Origin of the sequence: Stenotrophomonas sp. 1337, assembly GCF_031455455.1 — a bacterium.
GTDB lineage: Bacteria > Pseudomonadota > Gammaproteobacteria > Xanthomonadales > Xanthomonadaceae > Stenotrophomonas > Stenotrophomonas indicatrix.
Genome location: NZ_JAVDSR010000012.1, coordinates 1 through 25179, shown reverse-complemented (window position 1 = coordinate 25179; position 25179 = coordinate 1). Strand labels below are relative to the sequence as shown.

21 protein-coding genes are annotated in these 25179 nt (G+C 66.4%); 15 read left to right on the top strand and 6 right to left on the bottom strand.

Going from position 1 to position 25179, the window contains the following annotated elements; all coding sequences use genetic code 11:
* Positions 1-13: 13 nt before the first annotated feature.
* Together hslV and hslU are read left to right on the top strand one after the other, a co-directional pair.
* Positions 14-565: an ATP-dependent protease subunit HslV gene (gene hslV / locus J2X70_RS15970; RefSeq protein ID WP_025877284.1), complete on the top strand. Its 552-nt coding sequence runs from the start codon at positions 14-16 to the stop codon at positions 563-565.
* A gap of 76 nt (positions 566-641) precedes the next feature.
* Complete coding sequence (gene hslU, locus J2X70_RS15965) at positions 642-2018, top strand: ATP-dependent protease ATPase subunit HslU (RefSeq protein ID WP_263929598.1); 1377 nt, start codon at positions 642-644, stop codon at positions 2016-2018.
* A gap of 164 nt (positions 2019-2182) precedes the next feature.
* On the opposite strand, the gene smeT is transcribed toward hslU, so the two are convergent.
* Positions 2183-2842 (bottom strand): efflux transporter SmeDEF transcriptional repressor SmeT, encoded by a 660-nt coding sequence (smeT, locus tag J2X70_RS15960; RefSeq protein WP_025877280.1) that lies wholly within the window; start codon positions 2840-2842, stop codon positions 2183-2185.
* A gap of 227 nt (positions 2843-3069) precedes the next feature.
* On the opposite strand from smeT, the gene smeD reads away from it, so the two are divergent.
* From smeD to smeF, 3 genes are all read left to right on the top strand, one after another.
* Positions 3070-4251 carry a multidrug efflux RND transporter periplasmic adaptor subunit SmeD gene (smeD, locus tag J2X70_RS15955; RefSeq protein ID WP_032976547.1) on the top strand — a complete coding sequence of 394 codons (1182 nt, stop codon included), beginning with the start codon at positions 3070-3072 and terminating at the stop codon, positions 4249-4251.
* A gap of 12 nt (positions 4252-4263) precedes the next feature.
* Positions 4264-7389 carry a multidrug efflux RND transporter permease subunit SmeE gene (gene smeE, locus J2X70_RS15950; RefSeq protein WP_309911176.1) on the top strand — a complete coding sequence of 1042 codons (3126 nt, stop codon included), beginning with the start codon at positions 4264-4266 and terminating at the stop codon, positions 7387-7389.
* A gap of 110 nt (positions 7390-7499) precedes the next feature.
* Complete coding sequence (gene smeF / locus J2X70_RS15945) at positions 7500-8900, top strand: multidrug efflux RND transporter outer membrane subunit SmeF (RefSeq protein ID WP_309911174.1); 1401 nt, start codon at positions 7500-7502, stop codon at positions 8898-8900.
* Between the two features lie 103 nt (positions 8901-9003).
* Here the strand turns inward: smeF and J2X70_RS15940 are convergent, their stop codons facing one another.
* From J2X70_RS15940 to J2X70_RS15925, 4 genes are all read right to left on the bottom strand, one after another.
* On the bottom strand, positions 9004-9426 hold the full coding sequence (locus tag J2X70_RS15940; RefSeq protein ID WP_025877275.1) for a low affinity iron permease family protein: 423 nt from the start codon (positions 9424-9426) through the stop codon (positions 9004-9006).
* 72 nt (positions 9427-9498) lie between these two features.
* Positions 9499-9825, bottom strand: a complete 327-nt coding sequence (locus J2X70_RS15935) for a hypothetical protein (RefSeq protein ID WP_025877273.1) — start codon at positions 9823-9825, stop codon at positions 9499-9501.
* Positions 9826-9899: 74 nt separating this feature from the next.
* On the bottom strand, positions 9900-10160 hold the full coding sequence (locus J2X70_RS15930; RefSeq protein ID WP_025877271.1) for a hypothetical protein: 261 nt from the start codon (positions 10158-10160) through the stop codon (positions 9900-9902).
* A 199-nt stretch (positions 10161-10359) separates the two neighbouring features.
* Positions 10360-10812 carry a nucleoside deaminase gene (locus tag J2X70_RS15925; RefSeq protein WP_005411083.1) on the bottom strand — a complete coding sequence of 151 codons (453 nt, stop codon included), beginning with the start codon at positions 10810-10812 and terminating at the stop codon, positions 10360-10362.
* An 80-nt stretch (positions 10813-10892) separates the two neighbouring features.
* On the opposite strand from J2X70_RS15925, the gene ubiE reads away from it, so the two are divergent.
* The 5 genes from ubiE (at position 10893) to J2X70_RS15900 (ending at position 17576) form a co-directional block, all read left to right on the top strand.
* On the top strand, positions 10893-11654 hold the full coding sequence (gene ubiE / locus J2X70_RS15920) for a bifunctional demethylmenaquinone methyltransferase/2-methoxy-6-polyprenyl-1,4-benzoquinol methylase UbiE (protein ID WP_025877269.1): 762 nt from the start codon (positions 10893-10895) through the stop codon (positions 11652-11654).
* 238 nt (positions 11655-11892) lie between these two features.
* Positions 11893-13821 carry a M1 family metallopeptidase gene (locus J2X70_RS15915; RefSeq protein ID WP_025877267.1) on the top strand — a complete coding sequence of 643 codons (1929 nt, stop codon included), beginning with the start codon at positions 11893-11895 and terminating at the stop codon, positions 13819-13821.
* Between the two features lie 126 nt (positions 13822-13947).
* Positions 13948-14679: a hypothetical protein gene (locus J2X70_RS15910; protein WP_223486683.1), complete on the top strand. Its 732-nt coding sequence runs from the start codon at positions 13948-13950 to the stop codon at positions 14677-14679.
* A complete protein-coding gene (locus J2X70_RS15905) occupies positions 14667-15296 on the top strand; it encodes an HAD family hydrolase (RefSeq protein ID WP_343238831.1) in 630 nt (209 codons plus the stop codon). The genes J2X70_RS15910 and J2X70_RS15905 overlap by 13 nt, the downstream gene beginning before the upstream one ends.
* A gap of 309 nt (positions 15297-15605) precedes the next feature.
* The gene (locus J2X70_RS15900) at positions 15606-17576 is read left to right on the top strand and encodes an LTA synthase family protein (RefSeq protein WP_309911169.1); all 1971 of its coding nucleotides are present in this window, start codon (positions 15606-15608) and stop codon (positions 17574-17576) included.
* A 184-nt stretch (positions 17577-17760) separates the two neighbouring features.
* On the opposite strand, the gene J2X70_RS15895 is transcribed toward J2X70_RS15900, so the two are convergent.
* On the bottom strand, positions 17761-18699 hold the full coding sequence (locus J2X70_RS15895; protein WP_059065157.1) for a carbohydrate kinase family protein: 939 nt from the start codon (positions 18697-18699) through the stop codon (positions 17761-17763).
* Between the two features lie 282 nt (positions 18700-18981).
* Here J2X70_RS15895 and J2X70_RS15890 point away from each other — a divergent pair, with 282 nt between their 5' ends.
* The 5 genes from J2X70_RS15890 to rodA all read left to right on the top strand — a co-directional run bounded on the left by J2X70_RS15890 (position 18982) and on the right by rodA (position 24983).
* Positions 18982-20028, top strand: a complete 1047-nt coding sequence (locus J2X70_RS15890) for a rod shape-determining protein (protein ID WP_025877255.1) — start codon at positions 18982-18984, stop codon at positions 20026-20028.
* A gap of 121 nt (positions 20029-20149) precedes the next feature.
* A complete protein-coding gene (gene mreC, locus J2X70_RS15885) occupies positions 20150-21310 on the top strand; it encodes a rod shape-determining protein MreC (RefSeq protein WP_301865571.1) in 1161 nt (386 codons plus the stop codon).
* Complete coding sequence (mreD, locus tag J2X70_RS15880) at positions 21307-21792, top strand: rod shape-determining protein MreD (protein WP_025877251.1); 486 nt, start codon at positions 21307-21309, stop codon at positions 21790-21792. Before mreC ends, mreD begins: the two co-directional genes overlap by 4 nt.
* Before the next feature lie 3 nt (positions 21793-21795).
* Positions 21796-23874, top strand: a complete 2079-nt coding sequence (gene mrdA, locus J2X70_RS15875; RefSeq protein WP_032976538.1) for a penicillin-binding protein 2 — start codon at positions 21796-21798, stop codon at positions 23872-23874.
* On the top strand, positions 23871-24983 hold the full coding sequence (gene rodA / locus J2X70_RS15870) for a rod shape-determining protein RodA (protein WP_025877247.1): 1113 nt from the start codon (positions 23871-23873) through the stop codon (positions 24981-24983). The genes mrdA and rodA overlap by 4 nt, the downstream gene beginning before the upstream one ends.
* Positions 24984-25179: the final 196 nt, after the last annotated feature.

The following is a 25179-nucleotide window of genomic DNA, read 5'->3' as shown; positions in this document are numbered from 1 at the left end:
TATCGGAGGCCGCATGGACCCCAGTCAGAATCCCACCGTTTTCCACGCCACCACCATCGTCTGCGTTCGTCGCGGCGAGCACGTGGCCATTGCCGGCGACGGCCAGGTCACCCTCGGCCACACGGTGATGAAGGGCAACGCACGCAAGGTCCGCCGCCTTGGCCGCGATGGCCAGGTACTGGCCGGCTTTGCCGGTGCCGCCGCCGATGCCTTCACCCTGTTCGAGCTGTTCGAAGCCAAGCTGGAAAAGCATGGCCAGCTGCAGCGCGCCGCGGTGGAACTGGCCAAGGATTGGCGCACCGAGCGCCGCCTCGGCAAGCTCGAAGCCCTGCTGGCGGTGGCCGACAAGGAAACCTCGCTGATCATCAGCGGCACCGGCGACGTGATCGAGCCGGAGGACGGCATCATCGCCATCGGTTCCGGTGGTTCGTATGCGCTGTCCGCTGCACGCGCGCTGATGGCGCACACCGAACTGGATGCACGCACCATCGCCAGCGAAGCGATCAACATCGCCGGTGACATCTGCATCTACACCAACCGCAACGTGGTGGTCGAGGAGTTGTGACGGGGAACCGTCACACGCATTCCTGATCCGCCGGGCATGGCCCGGCGCTACCGACAACGCATTCGTGAGCACACCCATGCCGCACAAGATCGAAGTTTCCTCCGCCACCATGACCCCGCGCGAGATCGTGCAGGAGCTGGACCGGCACATCGTCGGCCAGCACGACGCCAAGCGCGCGGTCGCCATCGCCCTGCGCAACCGCTGGCGCCGCATGCAGCTGCAGCCCGAGCTGCGCAACGAGGTCATGCCCAAGAACATCCTGATGATCGGCCCGACCGGCGTCGGCAAGACCGAGATCGCGCGCCGCCTGGCCACGCTGGCCAACGCGCCGTTCGTCAAGGTCGAAGCGACCCGCTTCACCGAAGTCGGCTATGTCGGCAAGGATGTCGAGCAGATCATCCGTGACCTGGCCGATACCGCGGTCAAGCTGTACCGCGAGCAGGCCAAGGTGCGCGTGCGCACGCAGGCCGAAGAGCGCGCCGAAGACCGCATCCTCGATGCGCTGCTGCCGCGCCGCAGCGGTGGCATCGGCTTCGACCCGGAGGCTGCGCGCAACGAACCGTCGGCGCAGGACAACGAGACCCGCATCAAGTTCCGCAGGATGCTGCGCAACGGCGAGCTGGACGATCGCGAGATCGAGCTCGACCTGACCGCCAACGTCAGCATGGACATCATGACCCCGCCGGGCATGGAGGAAATGGGCCAGCAGCTGAAGTCGATGTTCGCCAACCTCGGTGGTGGCGCCAAGGCCCACAAGCGCACGCTGACCATCAAGGCCGCGCGTCCGCTGCTGCAGGAAGAAGAGGCCGGCAAGCTGGTCAACGAGGATGACATCCGCACCGCCGCGATCGAGGCCTGTGAACAGCACGGCATCGTGTTCATCGACGAGATCGACAAGGTCGCCAAGCGAGGTGACAACGTGGGTGGCGGTGATGTCTCGCGCGAAGGCGTGCAGCGCGATCTGCTGCCGCTGGTGGAAGGTTCCAACGTGTCCACCAAGTACGGCACGATCAAGACCGACCACATCCTGTTCATCGCATCGGGTGCGTTCCACCTGGCCAAGCCCAGCGACCTGATCCCGGAACTGCAGGGTCGCTTCCCGATCCGCGTGGAGCTGGGTGCGCTGAGCAAGGCTGATTTCGTGCGCATCCTGACCGAGCCGAAGGCTGCGCTGACCAAGCAGTACGAAGCGCTGCTGGCCACCGAAGGCGTCAAGGTCAGCTTCACCACCGATGCCATCGACCGCCTGGCCGAGATCGCCTTCCAGGTGAACGAGCGCCAGGAGAACATCGGTGCGCGCCGCCTGCATACCGTGCTGGAGCGCCTGCTGGATTCGCTCAGCTACGAAGCACCGGACCGCGATGGTGAAACCTTGGCCATCGACAGTGCCTATGTCGATGCGCACCTGGGTGAACTGGTGCAGGACCCGGACCTGAGCCGTTACATCCTGTAACCGGGAATGCGAAAAGGCCGCCGAAAGGCGGCCTTTTTCGTTATGCAGGGTCGGATCCCTCGCCATGGCGAGGGATCCGACCCGTTACGTACTCGCCGGGCATGGCCCGGCGCTACCTTTGTGGCCGAATCTGCGGTAGCGCCGGGCCATGCCCGGCGGCGCCGTCACGCCTCCGGCAGCGGCTCGGGCACCGAACCCGGTACGAACACGCCTTCCTTCACGTAGGCGGCCAGGGTCATGTCCAGCGCCAGCATGCCGTCGCGCTTGAGGTCCATCAGGTCCGGTTCGACCATCGCCCCGTGCAGCACGCCGAGCACGGTGGCGTGCAGCATGCGCGCGGCGATCTTCGGGTCGGCGCCGTCGCGCAGCTGGCCCAGGTCCTGGGCACGGCGCAGGGCGCGTTCCATCCGGTCCAGGGCATCGCGGAAACCGCTCTGCTGCAGTTCGGTCAGCACCCTGGTGTCGGCCGAGGCATCGCTGCGCAGCATGATCTCCATGGTCTTGCGCAGGCGCTCGTCCTCGGACAGCTCGATGAACGAGTGGATCATCACCGCGCGCAGGTCATGCACCGGCGTGTCGCGCTGGTCGGTGGAGGTGCGCTCCAGCTCCTGCATGAAGGGCAGGTGCACCCGTTCGACGATCGCGGTCAGCACCTCGCCCTTGTTCTTGAAATGCCAGTACACGGCGCCGCGGGTGTAGCCGGCGCGGGCACCGATCATCTCCAGCGTGGTCCGGGCCACGCCGTGTTCGTGGAAACAGGCTTCGGCGGCATCCAGGATGCCTTCGCGGGTTGCCTGGGTGTCCTCTTTGGTTTTGCGGGCCATGAGCGGGTACGAGTGCGGGTGAAACGTGGCTGAATTGTACCGCTTTACAAACAAACACGCATGTATGTATATTTCCCTCCCATCATTCCCGTCGTGTGCGTGGCAGGCCTGTCCCGGCTCCCACTTCACGCGGGTGGGCGCTGTCCGCGCGGTCTTCACTCCTGCAAGGGGAGGGACCGTCGTATCAGCACCTGCTGAGATCCCTCCCTTCAAGAGCCATTCCCATCATGTTGCTGAGCCGAATCCGACCCTTCGCGTTGTCGCTGGCGATCGCTGCCACCGTCGCTGCCTGTGGCGGCCAACCCCAGGCACCCGAACAGGGACCGGGCCAGGTCAGCGTGGTCACGCTGAAGTCCGAGACCGTCGGGCTGACCCGTGAGCTGCCGGGCCGCACCAACGCCTTCCTGGTGGCCGAAGTGCGCCCGCAGGTCAACGGCATCGTCGCCAAGCGCCTGTTCACCGAGGGTGGGATGGTCAAGGCCGGCGAGCCGCTGTACCAGATCGAGGACGCCAGCTACCGCGCCCAGGCCAACAGTGCGCGTGCACAGCTGGCCCGCGCCGAAGCCACCGCCAATGCGGCGCGGCTGAGCGCCAAGCGCATCACCGAGCTGGCCAAGGTCGACGCGGTCAGCCAGCAGGATCTGGAAAACGCCGTGGCCGCGCAGAAGCAGGCAGAGGCCGATGTCGGCGCCGCCAAGGCCTCACTGGATGCCGCCAACGTGACCCTCGGCTATGCGCGCATCACCGCGCCGATCAGCGGCCGCATCGGCAAGTCCAGCGTCACCCAGGGCGCGCTGGTCAGCGCCGGCCAGGCCACGGCGCTGGCAACCGTGCAGCAGCTGGACCCGATCTACGTCGACCTGACCCAGTCCTCGGCCGAGCTGCTGCAGCTGCGCCGCGAACTGGCCGCCGGCCGCCTGCAGGACAACCAGCAGACGCCGGTCAGCATCCTGATGGAAGACGGCAGCACCTTCGAACACAAGGGCACGCTCGAGTTCTCCGAAGTCAGCGTCGATCCGGCCACCGGCAGCTTCGCGCTGCGGGTCAGGGTCGACAACCCCGATGGCCTGCTGATGCCGGGCATGTACGTGCGCGCGGTGATCGGCGGCGGTGTGCGCAGCGATGCGGTGCTGGTGCCGATGCAGGGCATCGCCCGCGATCCGAAGGGCGATACCAGTGCAATGGTGGTCGGCAAGGACAACAAGGTCGAAGTGCGCCCGGTCAAGGTCAGCCGCACCGTCGGCGACAAGTGGCTGGTCGAGGACGGCCTGAAGGCTGGCGACAAGGTCATCGTCGAAGGCCTGCAGAAGATCGGCCCGGGCATGCCCGTGAATGCCACCGAACAGGGCGCCGCCCCGGCCAAGCCGGCCGCCGCCCAACCTGCAGCTGCGGCCGCAGGCGCGAAGTAAGCGGAGAACTCCATGGCACGTTTCTTCATCGATCGACCCATCTTCGCGTGGGTCATCGCGATCATCATCATGCTCGCCGGCGGCCTGGCCCTGTTCAAGCTGCCGATCTCGATGTACCCCAACGTCGCACCGCCGGCGGTGGAAATCAGCGCCAGCTACCCGGGTGCTTCGGCCAAGGTGGTCGAAGACTCGGTGACGCAGATCATCGAGCAGAACATGAAGGGCCTTGATGGCCTGATCTATTTCTCCTCCAACAGTTCGTCCAATGGCCAGGCCACCATCACCCTGACCTTCGAGAGCGGGACCAACCCCGACATCGCCCAGGTGCAGGTGCAGAACAAGCTGCAGCTGGCGATGCCGCTGCTGCCGCAGGAAGTGCAGCGGCAGGGCATCAACGTGGCCAAGTCCAGCTCGGGCTTCCTGAACGTCATCGCGTTCGTGTCCGAAGACGGCAGCATGGATGCCAACGACATCGCCGACTACGTCGGTTCCAACGTCGTGGACCGTCTCAGCCGCGTTCCGGGCGTGGGCAACATCCAGGTGTTCGGTGGCAAGTACGCCATGCGCATCTGGCTGGACCCGAACAAGCTGCACACCTACGGCATGTCGGTGCCGGAAGTGGTCGCTGCGGTGAAGGCACAGAACGCGCAGGTGGCCATCGGCCAGCTGGGTGGTGCGCCGTCGGTGAAGGGCCAGCAGCTCAACGCCACCATCAACGCGCAGTCGCGCCTGCAGACCCCGGAACAGTTCCGCAACATCATCGTGCGCGGTGCGCAGGACGGTGCCGAACTGCGCCTGGGCGATGTAGCCCGCGTCGAGCTGGGCGCCGAGTCGTACGACTTCGTCACCCGCTACAACGGGCAGCCGGCCAGCGGCCTGGCGGTCACCCTGGCCACCGGCGCCAACGCGCTGGATACCGCTGCCGGTGTCGATGAAACGCTGAAGGAACTGGAAGGCTTCTTCCCGGCCGGCCTGAAGGCCGAGATCCCGTACGACACCACCCCGTTCGTGCGCGTGTCGATCAAGGGCGTGGTGCAGACCCTGCTCGAAGCGATCGTGCTGGTATTCGTGGTGATGTACCTGTTCCTGCAGAACTTCCGCGCCACCCTGATCCCGACCATCGCCGTGCCGGTGGTGTTGCTGGGTACCTTTGGCGTGCTGTCGGTGCTTGGCTTCTCGGTGAACATGCTGACCATGTTCGCGATGGTGCTGGCCATCGGCCTGCTGGTGGACGATGCCATCGTGGTGGTGGAGAACGTCGAGCGCATCATGTCCGAAGAGGGCCTGTCGCCGCTGGAAGCCACCCGCAAGTCGATGAGCCAGATCACCGGCGCGCTGGTGGGTATCGGCCTGGTGCTGTCGGCGGTGTTCGTGCCGATGGCCTTCATGAGCGGCTCCACCGGCGTGATCTACCGGCAGTTCTCGGCGACGATCGTGTCGGCGATGGCGTTGTCGGTGCTGGTCGCGATCGTGCTGACGCCAGCGCTGTGCGCCACCATGCTCAAGCCGCTGAAGAAGGGGGAGCACCATGTCGCCCACCGCGGTTTCGCCGGTCGCTTCTTCAACGGCTTCAACCGTGGCTTCGACCGCACCAGCGAGAGCTACCAGCGCGGCGTGCGCGGCATTCTGCATCGCCCGTGGCGGTTTATGGGCATCGTGGCCGCGCTGTTCCTGCTGATGGGCGTGCTGTTCGTGCGCCTGCCCAGCTCGTTCCTGCCCAACGAAGACCAGGGCGTGCTGATGGCGCTGGTGCAGGCGCCGGTGGGCGCAACCCAGGAGCGCACGCTGGAATCGATCGCCGCGCTCGAAAAGCACTTCATGGAAAACGAGAAGGGTGCGGTCGAATCGGTGTTCTCGGTGCAGGGCTTCAGCTTCGCCGGCATGGGCCAGAACGCGGGCATGGCCTTCGTCAAGTTGAAGGACTGGAAGGATCGTGACGCCGACGACGGCGTGATGCCGATCACCGGACGTGCGATGGCCGCGCTGGGGCAGATCAAGGATGCCTTCATCTTTGCCTTCCCGCCGCCGGCCATTCCGGAACTGGGTACGGCCTCCGGCTACACGTTCTTCCTGAAGGACAACAGCGGCCAGGGCCACGAGGCATTGCTGGCGGCCCGCAACCAGCTGCTGGGCCTGGCGGCCGGCAGCAAGAAGCTGGCCAACGTGCGACCGAACGGCCAGGAAGACACCCCGCAGTTCCGCATCGATATCGATGTGGCCAAGGCCAGCTCGCTGGGCCTGTCGATCGACCAGGTCAACACCACTCTGGCCACCGCGTGGGGCAGCTCGTACATCGATGACTTCATCGATCGCGGCCGCGTCAAGCGCGTGTTCGTGCAGGCTGACCAGCCGTTCCGCATGGTGCCGGAGGACTTCGATCTCTGGTCGGTGAAGAACGACAAGGGCGAGATGGTTCCGTTCAGCGCCTTCGCCAGCAAGCATTGGGACTACGGCTCGCCGCGCCTGGAACGCTACAACGGCGTGTCGGCTACCGAAATCCAGGGCGAACCGGCCCCGGGCGTGGCGTCCGGTGATGCCATGGCCGAGATCGAACAGCTGGCCAAGCAGTTGCCGGCGGGCTTCGGCGTCGAGTGGACGGCGATGTCCTACCAGGAACGCCAGGCGGGCTCGCAGACGCCGCTGCTGTACACCCTGTCGCTGATGATCGTGTTCCTGTGCCTTGCCGCGTTGTATGAAAGCTGGAGCGTGCCGACCTCGGTGCTGCTGGTGGCGCCGCTGGGCATCCTCGGTGCGGTGCTGGCCAATACCTTCCGTGGCATGGAGCGCGACATCTATTTCCAGGTGGCGATGCTGACCACGGTGGGTTTGACCAGCAAGAACGCGATCCTGATCGTCGAGTTCGCCAAGGAGCATCTGGAGAAGGGCGCGGGGCTGATCGAAGCGACGATGCACGCGGTCCGCGACCGTCTGCGCCCGATCATCATGACCTCGCTGGCCTTCGGCATGGGCGTGCTGCCGCTGGCAATCTCCAGCGGTGCCGGCTCCGGCGCCAAGCAGGCGATCGGCACCGGCGTGCTCGGTGGCATGGTGGTCGGCACCGTACTCGGCGTGTTCTTCGTGCCGCTGTTCTTCGTCGTGGTGCAGCGCGTGTTCAAGAAGCGCAACGCCACCAGCTGATTTGAAACGGTAGTGCCGGCCGCTGGCCGGCAGCTGCTGATCGCTTGATGTGAATCCAATGAGGTTGCCGGCCAGCGGCCGGCACTACCTCCTGCCATCCGGCAGTACCGATGGAAGTCATTCCAATGAAAAGTGCATCTCTGTTCCTCTCCATCGCTGCGGCACTGGCGCTTGTCGGCTGCGGCACCCTGGCGCCGAAGAACACCGCAGTGGCCCCGGCCATTCCGTCGCAGTGGCCGGCCGAAGCCGCGCAGGGCGAAGTGGCCGATGCGGCCGCGGTCGGCTGGCGTGACTTCTTCACCGACGAGCGCCTGCAGCAGGTGATCGGCCAGGCGCTGGACAACAACCGCGACCTGCGCGTGGCCGTGCTCAACGTCGAAAAGGCGCGTGGCCAGTATCGCGTGCAGCGCGCAGACCGGGTACCGGCCGTGGCCGTGACCGGGCAGATGGACCGCCGCGGTGGCGACGTGCCGGTCACCGAGCAGTTCAGCGCGGGCGTCGGCGTGGCCGAGTTCGAACTGGACCTGTTCGGCCGCGTGCGCAACCTGAGCGAAGCCGCGCTGCAGCAGTACTTCGCTGTAGCCGCCAACCGCCGCAACGCGCAGCTGAGCCTGGTGGCCGAGACCGCCACCGCGTGGTTGACCTACGGTGCCGACGCGCAACAGTTGAAAATCGCCGAAGCCACGGTGAAGACCTATGAGGATTCGCTGCGCCTGGCCGAAGCACGCCATGAGCGCGGTGGCAGTTCGGGGTTGGAACTGACCCAGACCCGCACCCTGGTCGAGACTGCGCGTACCGATGCCGCACGCCTGCGTGGGCAGCTGGCCCAGGACCGCAACGCGCTGGCGCTGCTGGCCGGTGGCCAGCTGGATCCGGCGCTGCTGCCGGACAGCATCGCGCCGCAGGTGCTTGCGCTGGCACCACCGCCGGCTGGCCTGCCCAGCGACGTGCTGCTGCAGCGCCCGGACATCATGGCGGCGGAACATCAGCTGTTGGCGGCCAATGCCAACATCGGTGCCGCACGCGCTGCGTTCTTCCCCAGCATCTCGCTGACCGGCAGCATCGGCAGTGGTTCGGGTGAATTGTCCGGCCTGTTCGACAGCGGTACGCGGGTGTGGAGCTTCCTGCCGAAGATCACCTTGCCGATCTTCCAGGGCGGCAAGCTGCGCGCGAACCTGGCCGTGGCCAACGCCGACCGCGATATCGCGCTGGCGCAGTACGAAAAGTCGATCCAGAGTGGTTTCCGCGAAACCGCCGATGCGCTGGCATTGAATGTCAGCCTGGATGAACAGGCGGCCTCGCAGCAGCGCCTGGTGGAAGCGGCCGAGCAGGCCAACCGCCTGTCGCAGGCGCGCTATGACGCGGGCCTGGACAGCTTCGTCACCCTGCTGGATGCACGTCGTACCGCCTACAACGCGCAGCAGAGCCAGCTGCAGACACAGCTGGCGCAGCAGGCCAACCGCATCACGCTGTACAAGGTGCTGGGCGGCGGCTGGCACGAGCGCGGGTAAGCGCGCAGACCGGTAGTGCCGGCCGCTGGCCGGCAGCGCGCGGGATCAACAGGGATCGTGCAGTTGCCGGCCAGCGGCCGGCGCTACCGGTCAATGAGCAGGGCTACACCGCTTCGTCGTCGCGCCGCTCGGTGCGGCAGGCGCGTACCCGCGTCAATGCGTCGCCGGCTTCGCGCGCCATTCTTTCGTACTCGGCGCGGATCTCTTCCAGGCGCTCTTCGTCCAGCTCTTCCAGGTCCAGCAGCTCGTTGTTGGCCTCGGCGGTGGCGCGGATCAGCTCATCCAGCTTGATCTGCATCGCCGCGGTGTCCGAGTTCTGCGTGTGCTGGATCAGGAACACCATCAGGAAGGTGATGATGGTGGTGCCGGTGTTGATCACCAGCTGCCAGGTGTCGTTGAACTTGAATATGGGGCCACTGATGCCCCACAGCACGACGATCGACACTGCGGCCAGGAAGGTCCACGGCGAGCCGGTGGCGGCCGCGGCCTTCTTGGCGATCGTATTGAACAGGTTCCTTGCGCTCATCGTCATCGTTCCACGGGAATGGCGACGATCATCGGCACATGGCCGTGCAGGTGCCGTGCAGCAGGCGTGGACTCAGGCGCGCAGGCGCGGTGCTTCCTGGCTGCGCACCGGGCTGGCCAGGTAGACGTGCTGCCAGCAGCGTTCGACGAATTCGCGGGCCTGCGCTTCACTCAGGCGCGGCATGATCTGCAGGGCGTACTGGGTCTGGAACAGCTCATCGCGCTGGGCGTTGCTGGCGCGTGGCTGGGTGATCAGCGAATCACAGGCGAACTTGATCCACGGGACATAGGTGCCGAACGAGGTGTGCGCGAGTGCGCCATCGGCGTGCTGGCGGCGCCAGTAATCCAGCTCCGCATCGACATTGATGACAGGGGGAATGGCGGGAACTTCAGCGTGCATGACGATCCAATCGGTTGGAGGTGAAGGGAGTGGGGGCCCATTACAGTGTGGCCCGGGCGGCGGTGCATGCCGCGTCAGCGTGATGTGCAGCCAGCGTGGCGATGGCGCAGCAGCTGTGCGTGTTCAACCGCACCCAGGCGTTCGGCCATGGCGGCCATCGCATTGCACAGGCGCACCAGGTCGCGGGGATGGTCGTGCAGCAGATCCTGCTGCATGTCCTGGTAGGCGCTCCAGAACGGGGCACTGCGCTGGTGCAGTGCGTATTGCTGCTGCAGTCGGCTCCAGATCGCGGCCAGGGCCGGGTCACTGCGAGGACGTACGGCATGCGCTTGCATGGTCGGCTCCAATCCGGGGCGGGGCCCCGGTTGCATTCCACCCTAGACGTCGCTGCGCAGCAGGATGTTAGTGGCGCGTGTTGACCGCACGCAGCTGACTGCGCAGCAGTTCACGTTGAAGCGTGCAGACGCTGCCGGCACAAGGCTGTGCCGGCACTGAAGCGTTCATCAAGGCGGGCTCATCAGCCGTGGCGGATGCTCATTCGCCGATGTCTTCGTTCCAGATTTCCGGATGTTGCGCAATGAAACCGCCAAGCAGGTCCACGCATTCCTGGCTGTCCAGGTCGATCACGTTGACGCCGTTTTCCCGCAGCCAGTCGATGCCGCCCTGGAAAGTGCGCGATTCGCCGACCACCACCGTGCCGATGTTGAACTGCCGCACCAGGCCGGAGCAGTACCAGCACGGGGCCAGGGTCGTGACCATGATGGTGTCCTGGTAGCGGCGCTGGCGGCCGGCCTTGCGGAAGGCATCGGTTTCGCCATGCACGGACGGGTCACCTTCCTGCACGCGGCGGTTGTGGCCGCAGCCGAGCAGGCGGCCGTCGTTGTGGTACAGCGCCGCGCCGATCGGCACACCGCCCTCGGCCAGCCCCTGGCGGGCTTCGGCAATGGCGGTCTGCAGCAGGGCCTGGTAGTCGGGCGTGGTGATCATGCGGGGCTCCGGTAGGTCGTGGGGCGCCATGATACGGCCAGCGTTCCCCGCGGGGGCCCGGCGGTGCGATAATCGGGGGCATGAGCGAATCCCCCTACAAATCCGGTACCACCCATTTCGGGTTCCGCGACGTTGACGCCAAGGACAAGCAGAAGCTGGTCGGCCAGGTGTTCACGTCGGTCGCGCGCAACTACGACCTGATGAACGACCTGATGAGCATGGGCGTGCACCGGGCATGGAAGCGCTACTACGTCGCCACCGCGCAGGTGAAGCCGGGTGACCGCGTGCTCGATCTGGCCGGTGGCACCGGCGATATCGCCGCGCTGCTGAAGGAGCGCGTCGGTGCCGAGGGCTCGGTGGTGCTGGGCGACATCAACGCCGGCATGCTGTCGGTCGGCCGTGACCGCCTGACCAACCGCGGCCTGGTGCTGGGCCTGGACTACGTGCAGTGCAACGCCGAGGCCCTGCCGTTCCCGGACAACAGCTTCGACCTGGTGACCATCGCCTTTGGTCTGCGCAACGTGACCGACAAGGACGCTGGCCTGCGCGAGATGTTCCGCGTGCTGAAGGTGGGCGGCCAGGCCCGTGTGCTGGAGTTCTCCGAAGTCACCGCCGACTGGTTCAAGCCGATCTACGACTTCCACTCGTTCAAGATCCTGCCGAAGCTGGGCAAGCTGTTCGCCAACGATTCGGACAGCTACCAGTACCTGGCCGAGAGCATCCGCAAGCATCCGCCGCAGGAAGAACTGAAGGCGATGATGGGGCAGGCCGGCTTCGAGCGCTGCCACTACAAGAACCTCACCGGCGGCATCGTCTCGATCCACTCCGGCTACAAGCTGTAAGCCTTGACGGTCGCCGGGCATGGCCCGGCCGGCGCTACCACGCAACGTCCCGGCACGGTCCTGGTAGGTGCCAACCTTGGTTGGCACACGCCCGTCCGCGAGCGCTGACAGGTCCGTGCCAACCAAGGTTGGCACCTGCCGGGCCATCGCGGGGCCGGCCATTACCCCGCACCGCGCAACGCTTCCCGGCCGGGGGAGAGGTACCATTGGGGTTTGTTCCCCGTAACGGTCCCGATTCATGCGCAATCCGCTGATGCTCCTTCCGCTGGCCGTGGCCCTGGCCGCCGGCTGCTCCCAGGAGGCGGCCGCACCCGCCGCCGCTCCGACTGCCCAGAAGGCTCCCGCCGCCCCCGTGAACGCCGAAAACCGCAGCCACGATGAAAGCTCGTACGCCGAGCCGGACAAGGTCGTCGTCAAGGACATCGCGCTGGACCTGAAGCTGGACTTCGACCAGAAGCAGATCGGCGGCACCGCCACCTACACCCTGGAATGGAAGCAGAAGGACGCCAAGCAGCTGGTGCTGGACACCCGCGAGCTGAGCATCGCCAAGGTCGAAGCGATCGCCGCTGACGGTGCGCGCAGCCCGCTGCAGTTCGTGCTGGCCCCGGCCGACAAGGTGTTCGGCAGCAAGCTGACCATCGAAACCCCGCAACAGCCGGCCAAGGTCGAAGTGACCTACCACACCGCACCGACCGCTTCGGGCCTGCAGTGGCTGGCGCCGTCGATGACCGAGGGCAAGAAGCTGCCCTTCATGTTCAGCCAGTCGCAGGCGATCCACGCCCGTTCCTGGGTACCGCTGCAGGACACCCCGAGCGTGCGCTTCACCTACAGCGCGCACGTGGTCTCGCGCCCGGACGTGATGGTGCTGATGAGCGCCGACAACGATCCCAAGGCCGCGCGTGACGGTGACTACACCTTCAAGATGCCGCAGCCGATTCCGTCCTACCTGCTGGCGATCGCCGCCGGCGACCTGGTGTTCGAGCCGATCTCCGGCCGCTCCGGCGTCTGGGCCGAGCCGACCATGGTCAACAAGGCCGCCAAGGAATTCGAAGACACCGAGAAAATGATCGGTGCCGCCGAGAAGCTGTACGGCGAATACCGCTGGGGCCGCTACGACATGCTGGTGCTGCCGCCGTCGTTCCCGTTCGGCGGCATGGAAAACCCGCGCCTGACCTTCGCCACGCCGACCGTGATCGTCGGCGACAAGTCGCTGGTCTCTTTGGTCGCCCATGAACTGGCACACAGCTGGTCGGGCAACCTGGTGACCAATGCAAGCTGGAAGGACATCTGGCTCAACGAAGGCTTCACCACCTACGTCCAGGGCCGCATCACCGAAGCCCTGTATGGCAAGGAGATGGCCGAAATGGAAAAGCAGATCGACCAGACCGATCTGCTGGCCGAAGTGAAGGACATGAGCCCGGCCGACCAGGCATTGGCGCTGCCGCCGCTGAACGAACGTGACCCGGACGAAGCCCTGAGCCAGGTGGCTTACGTCAAGGGTTCGTGGTTCCTGGAATTCCTGGAACAGCGTTTCGGCCGCGAAACCTTCGACCCGTTCCTGCGCGGCTGGTTCGATGACCACGCTTTCCAGAGCGCCAACACCGACCAGTTCGTCGAGTACCTGAAGAAGAACCTGCTGCCGAAGAATCCGTCGGCGGTCACCGAGGCAGAACTGAAGGCGTGGCTGGACGAACCGGGCATTCCGGCGTTCGCAGCCAAGGCGCAGTCGCGCAATTTCAGCAGCGTCGATACCGCGCGCATCGCCTTCGCCAGCGCCGGCACCGTGCCGAGCAGCCAGGTGATTGCCGAGTGGAGCACCCAGGAGTGGGTCCGCTTCATCGACGGCCTGGGTGCTACCCAGCCGCTGGACAAGCTGGCCACGCTGGACAAGGCGTTCCACTTCACTGGCACCCCGAATGGCGAGATCGCCATGCGCTGGTACCCGCTGACCATCCGCAGCGGTTACGAGCAGGCCAATGAAGCGGCTGCTGCGTTCATCGAGCGTGTTGGTCGTCGCAAGCTGATCCTGCCGATCTACGCTGAACTGGTGAAGACCCCGAAGGGGCTGGAGCTGGCCAAGCAGGCGTTCGAGAAGGCCAAGCCGGGCTACCACCCGATCACCACCGCCTCGGTGCAGGACATGCTGGCCAAGGCTGAAGCCAAGTAAACGGTAGTGCCGGCCGCTGGCCGGCAACCCGATACTGCTTTACCAGCAACGGCGGGGAAACCCGCCGTTGCTGTATCCGCTTTTCGCTGCCGATAGAATCGGGATGCACCCGTAAAGGACTCCGCCATGAAACGACTGATCCTGCTCACCGCCTGCACCCTGGCCCTGGCCGCCTGCAGCAACCCCGAGGAAGAACGCAAGGCGCAGGAGGCCGCCGCGGCCGCCGTGCAGGCGCAGAAGGAAGCCAAGGCCGAGGACGTGGCCAAGCAGTACGACATGGCCGTGGCCGCGCAGGACTGGGAGCGTGCGCGCCTGCATGGCGCCTCGCTGCTGGACCAGTACAAGGACACCGCCGCCGCCGAGCGCATCGCCGCCGGCTTCGACGAGGTCAAGGCCAAGGGCGATGCCGCGCGCGACCTGCGCCGCATGCAGGCGCTGTGGCAGTACAACCAGATTCCGGTCGGCAGCAAGGGCAACCAGGTGTCGGCGCAGATCTTCAGCAAGGAGCGGGTGGATGTGGATGGCAGCGGCGCCAAGCCGGTGCAGCTGGTGTTCCGCGACCACCCCGAATGGAAGCGTCATGCCTACCTGGTGCTGCAGGCCGGCGATTTCCGTTGCCCGCAGTGCACGGTGAAGGTCACCGTGGATGACGGCAAGCCGATCTCCATGGCGGCCTGGCGGCCGAAGACCGATGAAGCCATCGCGATGTTCATCACCGACCAGAAAGCGCTGTGGAAGCTGGCGGCCAAGGGCAAGTCGATCAGCATCGAATTCCCGGTCAAGGCCGGTGGCACGCGCACGGCCGTGTTCGAGACCGGTGGTGTGGATGCCAGCCGCATGCCGGCGTGGTGGCGTTGACCGTGCAGGCACCGGCGGCTGCGTCGTCGCTGTCGGCGATCCGCCACTGGGTGTTCGACATGGATGGCACGCTGACCGTGGCGGTGCATGATTTCGCGCGGATCAAGCGCGAACTGGCGATTCCGCAGGAGGATGACATCCTCACCCATCTGGCCGGGTTGCCGGCCGCAGAGGCCAGCGCCAAGCACGCCTGGCTGCTGGCGCACGAGCGTGCGCTGGCCGCTGCTTCCCAGCCGGCAACGGGAGCGGTGGCGCTGGTACGCGCGCTGCAGGGCGCCGGCTGCCGGCTGGGCATCCTGACCCGCAACGTGCGCAGCCTGGCGCAGGTCACCCTGCAGGCGATCGGGCTGGGCGACGTCTTTGCCGAAGACGACATCATCGGCCGCGACGAGGCCGAGCCGAAACCCTCACCGGCCGGCCTGCAGTACTTCCAGCAGCGCTGGCAGGTTGAGCCCGCGCAGGTGGTGATGGTAGGCGACTATCGCTTCGATCTGGAATGCGGCCGCGCGGCGGGCAGCCGTACGCTTCTGGTCAATGCCCCGGACAACCCGTGGCCGGGCATGGCCTGTTGGCACCTGGCCGATTGCGGGGCGGTGCTGGAGCGCTGGCGGCACTAGCGCGGCGCCCTCTGCGCGCGCTGGCGGGAGTCTGGGGGCAAGCCAGAGGTCAACTGCCGACTGTCATCACAGTGTATTGTGCGCGGCCGGCTGGACGTTCTTGGAGTGTCCCGCCGGGGTTGAAGCGGAGACGGTTGCGGAACCATCGCCGCGCACTTCCGCGACCCGATTGAAGCTGAGGTGGATGCTGAAGGTGCCGGCGGGAAGTTCCGCTGCGCTGGCGGTGGTGTCGGGTAACACGTTGTCCGGTGTGGCCCGCTGCCAAGGATGGGGCATGGGTGTCCTTTGCTCCATTTCTGGATTCCTTTCATGCTCCGAGCTGCGTGGGTGTCGCTGTACCGGCGTCTGTGTCCGATTGCCGCCTTCTTCCTGTTTGGCCTGGTCGCCCTGTCGTTGTCCCGGCTGGGGCTGTCGCTGTGGCATGCCGCGCGGGTGAGTGCTGCCGACGGCTGGTCCACGGTGTTGCTGCAGGGGCTGCGGGTGGATGTGTCGACCCTGTGCCTGCTGTACGGCATCCCTGCGGTGCTGGCGCTGCTGTTGCCGCTGGAGGGACGCGTGGGCCGCGCGTGGCGCCATCTGTTGCGGTGGTGGCTGATCCTGGCGAGCGTGCTGCTGGTGTTCATGGAGTTGGCCACGCCGAGTTTCATGGCCGAGTACGGCCTGCGCCCCAATCGCCTGTTCCTGGAGTATCTGATCTATCCCGAAGAAGTCGGGATGACGCTGCTGCGCGGCCATCTGCTGGCCGTGGTGATCGAAGTTGCCGCGGTGATCGTGCTGTTCTGGGCATTGCTTCGCGGGTCGCGGCGCTGGGTCGGCAACAGCCCGGCGCTCGCAGTCGAAGCCGGGTGGCTGTGGCGGCTGCCATTGGCGTTGCTGGTGCTGCTGCTGGCGGCGCTGGGCGTGCGTTCCAGCCTGGGTCATCGGCCCTTGAATCCGGCGCTGGTGGCATTCTCCACCGACCCCACCATCAACGCCTTGCCGCTGAATTCGCTGTACACCGTCGGCTATGCCGCGCGGCAACTGGCGACCCGCAGCGAAACCTCTCGCGTCTACGGTGACCTGCCACTTGCCGAGGTGGTCAGCGAACTGCGCGCCAGCAGCGGCCTGCCGGCATCGGCATACGTCTCCGACGCACTGCCGAGCCTGGCGCTGCGTCCGCCGCAGTACCAGGGCAAACCGCGCAATCTGGTGATCGTGCTGGAAGAAAGCCTGGGTGCGCAGTTCATCGGCAGTCTCGGCGGACGACCGTTGTCGCCCAACTACGACCGCCTGAGCAGGCAGGGCTGGGCGTTCGAGCGGCTGTATGCCACCGGCACGCGTTCGGTGCGCGGCATCGAGGCGGTCCTGACCGGGTTCCCGCCGACCCCGGCCGAATCGGTGGTGAAGCTGCCTGCCAGCCGCCAGCGCTTTTTCACCCTGGCCGATGTGCTGGGGCGGCATGGCTACGACACCGGCTTCTACTACGGCGGCGAAAGCCACTTCGACAACATGCGCGAGTTCTTCCTCGCCAATGGCTTCACCCGCATCGTGGACCGCAAGGATTACCGGAAGCCGGCCTTCGTCGGCTCCTGGGGCGCGTCGGACGAGGATCTGTTCGCTCGCGCCGACCAGCAGTTCCGGCAGCTGAAAGCGCAGGGCACGCCGTTCTTCGGCCTGGTGTTCACCTCCAGCAACCACGATCCCTTCGAGTTCCCCGACGGCCGAATCGACCTGTACGAGCAACCGAAGCAGACCCGCGACAACGCCGCCAAGTACGCCGACTACGCGCTGGGCGAGTTCTTCCGCAAGGCGATGGCCTCACCGTACTGGCAGGACACCGTGTTCCTGGTGGTGGCCGACCATGATTCGCGGGTGTTCGGCAAGAACATGGTGCCGATCGGCAACTTCCATATTCCCGGGTTGATCCTTGGCGGCGGCATCGGGGCGCGCCGCGATGCCCGCATCGTCAGCCAGATCGATCTGCCGCCGACGCTGTTGTCATTGCTGGGCATTGCCGATGCCACCCCCACCGTTGGCCAGGACCTGACCGACCTGCAGCGGCTGCAGCCCGGACGCGCGCTGATGCAGTACGACCGCAATCTGGCGTGGATGGAGGGCAACGACGTGGCCATCCTGCAGCCGGACAAGCCAGCGCAGGGCTTCCGCTACGACCCGGCCAGCGACCAGCTGCAGCCGCAGCCGCTGCGGCCGGAACTGGCACGGCGCGCACATGCCTACGCGATGTGGGGCACGCTGGCCTACGAGAAAGAGCTGTACCGGTTGCCGAAGGCCAGGCCCTGAGCCGGAAGGGCGGGGCGGCGATGCGGTGCCGGCCGTTGGCCGACAGTGTCGACCAAGGTCGACACCTACCAGAGGCATTCCCGCCAGAAGCATTCCCGATAGCGCCTCGGGTGGAGAGCCCCCTTGTTGTTCAAGGGGGCGCGCCGAAGGCGCGGGGATAAGGAGAAATGCGCGGGCAGTTCGTTTACGCGTTCAACGCGTAACCGAACTGCTGCTTGAACTGCTCGTTGAACTCATCGAAGGTGAAGCGCTGGTTCTGGGTGCCCGGGTGCTCGACCTTCAGCGCGCCCATCAGGTTGCCCATGCGGCCGATGGTCAGCCAGTCGAAGCCCTTCTGGATGCCGTAGATCAGGCCGGCGCGGAACGCGTCGCCACAGCCGGTCGGATCGACCACGCGGCGCTCGTGCGCCGGCGGGATGTCGTAGCTCTTTTCCGGGGTGTGGATCACTGCGCCCTTCGGGCCGCGGGTGGTGATGTAGGCCTTGACCCGGCTGACGATCTCTTTTTCGTTCCAGCCGGTGCGTTCCTGCAGCAGGTTCGACTCATAGTCGTTGACCACCACGTAATCGGCCTGCTCGATGAACTCCCGCAGTTCCGGGCCGTTGAACAGCGGCATGGCCTGGCCCGGGTCGAAGATGAACGGCACGCCGTCTTCGTGGAATTCCAGCGCGTTCTGGATCATGCCTTCGCGGCCGTCCGGGCCGACCAGGCCCAGGCTGACGCCCGGCACGTCGCGCACGTGGTTTTCGTAGGAACGCATCATCGCGCCCGGGTGGAAGGCGGTGATCTGGTTGTTGTCGTGGTCGGTGGTGATGAACGCCTGCGGGGTGAACAGCTCATCGATCACGCGCACGCGGGTGAGGTCGATGCCCAGGGCATCGAAGTGCTCGCGGTACGGGCCGAAGTCCGAACCCACCGTGCCCATCGGGATCGGATCGCCACCGAGCAGGTGCAGGTTGTAGGCGATGTTGCCGGCGCAGCCGCCGAACTCGCGGCGCATGCGCGGCACCAGGAAGGACACGTTCAGGATGTGCACCTTGTCCGGCAGGATGTGATTCTTGAACTGGTCCGGGAACACCATGATGGTGTCGAAGGCAAGAGAACCACAGATCAGAGCGGACATCGATGTAAGCCTATGCGGTGAATTTTGGGGTGGGCCTGCCCACTTCGGCAGGCAAGCAAACGGCGCCCTTGGGCGCCCGACGGCGCAAAGGTTACCCGCTGGTGCCGCTCAGGGCCAGAACCGGGTGATGCCCGATCAGGCCGAAAGCCTGTGAAGGCGCGGGTTCAGCTAGTTTTCTCCTTGCTCGGCGGCAGGCAGGTTGCTAGGCTTGTCGACCTCGATTTCTGCCCATTTTTTCGCCATCCCGCGTTGGGCGCGACACCCCTCAGGATCAACTCCCAGATGTTCAAGAAACTGCGCGGCATGTTCTCCAATGACCTGTCCATCGACCTGGGCACGGCCAACACCCTCATCTATGTGCGTGGTCAGGGAATCGTGCTGAACGAGCCGTCCGTGGTCGCTGTGCGCCAGGATCGCGCCATTGGTGGTACCCGGTCGGTGGCAGCCGTTGGCGCCGAGGCCAAGCAGATGCTTGGCCGTACCCCGGGCCACATCACCACCATCCGCCCGATGAAGGACGGTGTCATCGCCGACTTCACCTACACCGAGGCGATGCTCAAGCACTTCATCAAGAAGGTGCACAAGTCGCGCTTCCTGCGCCCGAGCCCGCGCGTACTGGTCTGCGTGCCGGCCGGCTCGACCCAGGTCGAGCGCCGCGCCATCAAGGAATCGGCCGAGGAGGCCGGTGCCCGCGACGTGTTCCTGATCGAAGAACCGATGGCGGCTGCGATCGGTGCCGGCATGCCGGTCACCGAGGCCCGTGGCTCGATGGTCATCGATATCGGCGGCGGCACCACTGAAGTGGCGGTGATCTCGCTCAACGGCATCGTCTATTCCGCCTCGGTGCGTATCGGCGGCGACCGCTTCGACGAATCGATCACCAACTACGTGCGCCGCAACCACGGCATGCTGATCGGTGAAGCCACCGCCGAGCGCATCAAGGTCGAACTGGGCTGTGCCTACCCGCAGGCGGAAGCGATCGAGATGGAAATCTCCGGCCGCAACCTCGCCGAGGGCGTGCCGAAGATGATCAAGATCAGCTCCAACGAAGTGCTTGAAGCGCTGCACGAGCCGCTGTCTGGCATTGTCAGCGCGGTCAAGCTGGCACTGGAACAGACCCCGCCGGAACTGTGCGCCGACGTCGCCGAGCGCGGCATCGTGCTGACCGGTGGTGGCGCCCTGCTGCGCGACATGGACCGCCTGATTTCCGAGGAAACCGGTCTGCACGTGCAGGTGGCTGATGACCCGCTGACCTGCGTGGCCCGCGGTGGCGGTCGTGCGCTGGAACTGGTCGACATGCACGGCAACGAGTTCTTTGCGCCGGAATAAGCCGTCCCGGCTGCCTGCGCCCGCAGCGCCCCTCCGGGGTGCGGCCCGCCACATCGGCGGGTCGGCACCGGCGGGGCGCCCGCGTGTTTCCCTTCCGCCTTCTGCCAGTTGAATCGCTGCCGTGCCGCCCTACGCCGGACCTCCCGTCGCTTCCCGATCCGGTGATGCCGCCAGCCCGCTGCGGCTGCTGGCCTATCTCGCACTGGCAATCACCTTGATCGTCCTCGACGACCAGGCTGGCTGGCTGGCGCGTCTGCGCGAGCAGGCCAACAGCCTGGTGCAGCCGGTGTGGGCCCTGGCCGGCCTGCCCGGCAAGCTCGGCGGCCAGGTGCGTGACACCGCCGCCAGCCACGGCCAGCTGGTGACCGAGAACCGCGAGCTGCGCAACCAGCTGCTGCTGGCCAACGCCCGCCTGACCCGCCTGCAGACCGCCGCACTGGACAACGCCCAGTTGCGCGAACTGCTGAACGTGGCCGAGCGCAGTGGCCTGGACGTGCAGCTGGCGCCGATCCTGGACATCGACCTGGACCCGGTCAAACAGCGCCTGGTGCTGGACGCCGGCAGCCGCGAAGGCGTGCACGTTGGCCAGGCGGTGATCGATTCCGGCGGCCTGATGGGCCAGGTGATCAGCGTGACCGCGGGCAGCTCTACCGTGCTGTTGCTGACCGACCCCGACCACGCGGTGCCGGTGACCGTGGCCCGCAATGGCGTGCGCCTGATCGTCTACGGCCGCGGCGACAAGCTGGAACTGCGCGACATCCCGCTCAGCGCCGGCGTGGAAGTGGGCGATGAGATCGTCACGTCCGGTCTCGGTGGCCGCTTCCCTGCCGGATTCCCGGTCGGCACCATCACCGGGCTGCGCCCGGACGATACCCATGCCTTCCTGGTGGGCGAACTGAAACCGGCCGCGCAGCTTGATCGCGGCCGCGACGTGCTGCTGCTGCGCCCCGGCGCTGCGATCCGCATTCCGCCGAACCTGCGCCTGCAGATGGAACAGGCCGCTCCCGGTGGCCCGGCCGATGCCACAGCGCTGCCGACCGGCCCCGCGCCTGCAGCAACGCAGGCTACCCCGGTAGTGCCGGCCGCTGGCCGGCAGCCGTCCTCGTCTGCGACGAATCCGGCTGCCCGCGCATCCTCCCTTACCCCCGCGCCTTCGGCGCGCCCCCCTCAACAAGAGGGGGGCTCTCCCCCAGCCAGCTCCCCGGTAGTGCCGGCCGCTGGCCGGCAACCGCAGCAAACTCAACCGCAGCCCACCCAACCGCAGCCGGAGGCGCAGCGATGAGCCGCCTTCGCGACAACCGCTGGGTGCTGCCGGCCAGCCTGGTGGTGGCCCTGCTGCTGGGCCTGCTGCCGTTGCCCGCGCTGCTGCAGCCGCTGCGTCCCTATTGGCTCGCACTGGTGCTTGCCTACTGGGTCATCGAAGCGCCCGAGCGCGTCGGCCTCGGCATCGCCTTCGCCAGCGGCGTCGTCGCCGACCTGCTGTATGGCGGGGTGCTGGGCGAGCAGGCGCTGCGCTTGGTGATGCTGGCCTTCATCCTGCAGCGCTTCCGCGCGCGCATCCGCTTCTTCCCGATGTCGCAGCAGATGCTGGCCATCGGCGGCCTGCTGTTCAACGATCGCATCGTCAGCGCGCTGGTCCATATCCTGGTGGGCGAGCCGACCCTGCCGTGGTCGTACTGGTGGGCACCGTTGCTGGGCATGGGCCTGTGGCCGCTGGTGTTCGTACTGCTGGACGCGGTGCGCTTCGGCAAGCGCGGGCGCTGAGCCATGCTGCCGCGCCGCCAGGTCAAGAATCCGCACGCCGAAGCCGAACAGTTCCGGCGCCGTGCGGCGTTGGGCTTCTTCGGCGTGCTGGTCTGCCTGCTGGGCCTGGGCGGCTGGTACTTCAAGCTGCAGGTGCTGGACCACGACATCTACGCCACCCGATCCGAAGCCAACCGCATCAAGCCGCGGCCGGTGGTGCCCGGGCGCGGCATGATCTATGACCGCAATGGTCGGTTGCTGGCCGAGAACGTGCCGGCATTCCGCTTGGATGTGACCCCGGACAAGGTCAAGGACATGGACGCCACCCTAGAAGGGCTGGCGAAGATCATCCAGATCAGTCCGGAAGAGCTGGAAGCGTTCAACAAGTCGCGCAAGGCGCGCCGCAAGTTCCTGCCGGTCACGCTGAAGCTGCGCATGAGCGATGAGGAAATGGCGCGCTTCGCGGTGGACCGCTGGCGCTTTCCCGGCGTCGAGCTGGAACCGTACCTGACCCGTCGCTATCCCTATGGCGACCTCTTCGCGCACATCATCGGCTACGTTGGCCGGGTCGACGACAAGGATCTGGAGATCCTCGGCGAGGGCAATGCCGCATTGACCCACATCGGCAAGTCCGGCCTGGAGCGCTATTACGAGCAGGAACTGCGCGGCAAGGTCGGCTACGAGCAGGTCGAGACCAACGTGCAGGGCCGCGCGATCCGCACCATCGGCCGTGTCGCTGCGCAATCCGGCGCCGACCTGCGGCTGTCGATCGACGCCGACCTGCAGCGGGCGATGGTGGCTGCCTTCGGTGATCAGGAAGGCTCGGCCGTGGCGATGGACCCGCGTACCGGTGAAGTGCTGGCGATGGTCAGCCTGCCGTCCTACGACCCGAACCTGTTCGTCAACGGCATCTCGCATGCCGATTTCAAGGCGCTGAACGACAACCCGTCGCGCCCGCAGTTCAATCGCCTGGTACTCGGCGGCGTTGCCCCCGGTTCGACCCTGAAGCCGCTGATCGGCCTGGCCGGCCTCGATTCGGGCGTTCGCCGTCCGGAGGACAAGGTGCTGTCGACCGGCATGTTCTACCTGCCGGGCACCTCGCGTGGCTGGGGTGATTCGCATCGTGGCGGTCACGGCTGGACCGATCTGCGCAAGTCCATCGCGCAGTCGGTCAATACGTACTACTACCGGCTGGCATTGGACCTGGGCATCGAGCGGTTCGACCATTACATGGAGTACTACGGCTTCGGCCAGCCGACCGGCATCGATCTGACCGGCGAGATCTCCGGCATCCTGCCGTCGCCGGCCTACAAGCGGAAAAGCCGCAAGGAAGCCTGGTATCCCGGCGACACGGTGAACATCAGCATCGGCCAGGGCGACTGGAAGGTCACCCCGCTGCAGCTGGCCCGTGGTGTCAGCGGCCTGGCCAATGGCCAGCTGCGCACGCCGCATCTGGTGATGCAGCAGCGTGCTGGTTTCGACAGCGACTGGGTGGCGGCGGAGCCCGGCCCGAGCAAGCCGGTCAGCCCCAACCCGAACAATCTTCAGGCCGTGCGCGAAGGCATGATGGCCACCATGCTTCCCGGCGGCAGCGCCGCACGCATGGCGGCCGGCGCGCCGTACACGATGGCGGGCAAGACAGGCACGGCACAGGTCGTCAGCCGCAAGGGCACGGCCGCGGTCAATCCCAGAAGCCTGCCGATGCACCTGCGCCACCGTGCGCTGTTCGTCGGCTTCGCGCCGGCCGAGCAGCCGGTGATCGCGCTGGCCATCGCCGTGGAAGGCGGCGGTTACGGCGGCGCGGCGGCCGCACCGATCGCGCGCAAGATCTTCGATGCCTGGCTGCTGGGCAAGATGCCTGAAGGCATGCAGCCGCTGGACAGCGAACGCGGCACCACCGCCATCGGCATCACCGCCTTCGACAATGAGGACGTGAACGCGCGCCCGGCCGGCGACGCCGCCGCCGCCGAGCTGGGCGAGCACCCGGTGCTGATCGGCATGCCCGCACCGCCACCGGCGCCGGCACCGGTTCCGGGTTCGCCATCTGCTGCGGCGTTGCCCGTCGGTCCTCGCCCGACCGTCGCGGCGGAGGCCAGCCGATGAGCGCCTTCTTGCGCTGGGCCGGGGAAATGCTGCAGCGGTTCTTCAGCAGCCTCGACTGGCTGCTGTGCCTGGCCCTGGGCGCGCTGATGGTGATCGGCCTGGCGACGTTGAAGAGTGCTGGCGGCGATGGCCTGGTGATGGCGCAGGGCGTGCGTTTTGCCGTGGGCCTGGCGGCGATGTGGGGCATTTCGCGGGCGCCGATCCTGCGCATCCGCTCGGCCACGCCACTGATCTACGCCATCTCGATGATCCCGTTGCTGGCGGTGTTCGCGCTGGGAACGGGGAAATACGGCCGGCAGTGGCTGGACCTCAAGTTCTTCTACCTGCAGCCGGCCGAACTGCTCAAGGTCAGCCTGCCGATGATGGTGGCCTGGTACCTGCACAAGATGCCGCTGCCGCCGCGCTTCAACACGGTGCTGGTGGCGATGGTGATCATCGGTGTGCCGACCGGGCTGGTGATGCTGCAGCCGGACTTCGGCACCGGCGTGCTGATCGCCGCCAGTGGTGTGTTCGTGCTGCTGCTGGCGGGCCTGCCGTGGTGGTGGGTGGGGCTGGGCGTGGGCGGTGTGGCAGCGGTGGCGCCGGTCGCCTGGTTCTGGTTGCTGCGGCCGTACCAGAAGGACCGCATCATGATGTTCCTCGACCCGGAAATGGATGCGCTGGGCGCGGGCTGGAACATCATCCAGTCGAAGATCGCCATTGGTTCCGGCGGTTTCGACGGCAAGGGCTGGGGCGAAGGCTCGCAGTCGCACCTGAATTTCATTCCCGAGCAGACCACCGACTTCGCGTTCTCGGTGCTGAGCGAGGAGTTCGGCTGGATCGGCGTGGCGCTGGTGCTGACGCTGTACCTGGTGGTGATCGGGCGCTGCCTGTGGATCGCCAGCCAGTCGCGCGATTCGTACTCGCGCCTGCTGGCGGGTGCCACGGGTCTGGCGTTCTTCGTCTATGTGCTGGTGAACGGCGGGATGATTTCCGGCCTGCTGCCGGTGGTGGGGGTGCCGATGCCGTTGATCAGTTACGGCGGTACGTCGGCGGTGTCGCTGCTGGCGGGGTTCGGGTTGGTGATGGCGGTGCGTCGTCACAATCCGGTGCATGGCGGTTACGGGTAGTTTCCAGCCATCGGCGCAGCCCCTCGTGGGTGGTTGCTGAAAGCAACAGCCGTGGTTGGCCGGGCGGGGTGGATTCGCGGGGGACGCCGTGAACCCATCCCTGAAGTGACCCCCAGGAGTTGGACACCTGATCCAACCCCGAGGGTTACATGAATAGATATGAGGTTTGTTTCAAATTGCAGGTCGCCAAAGAGGC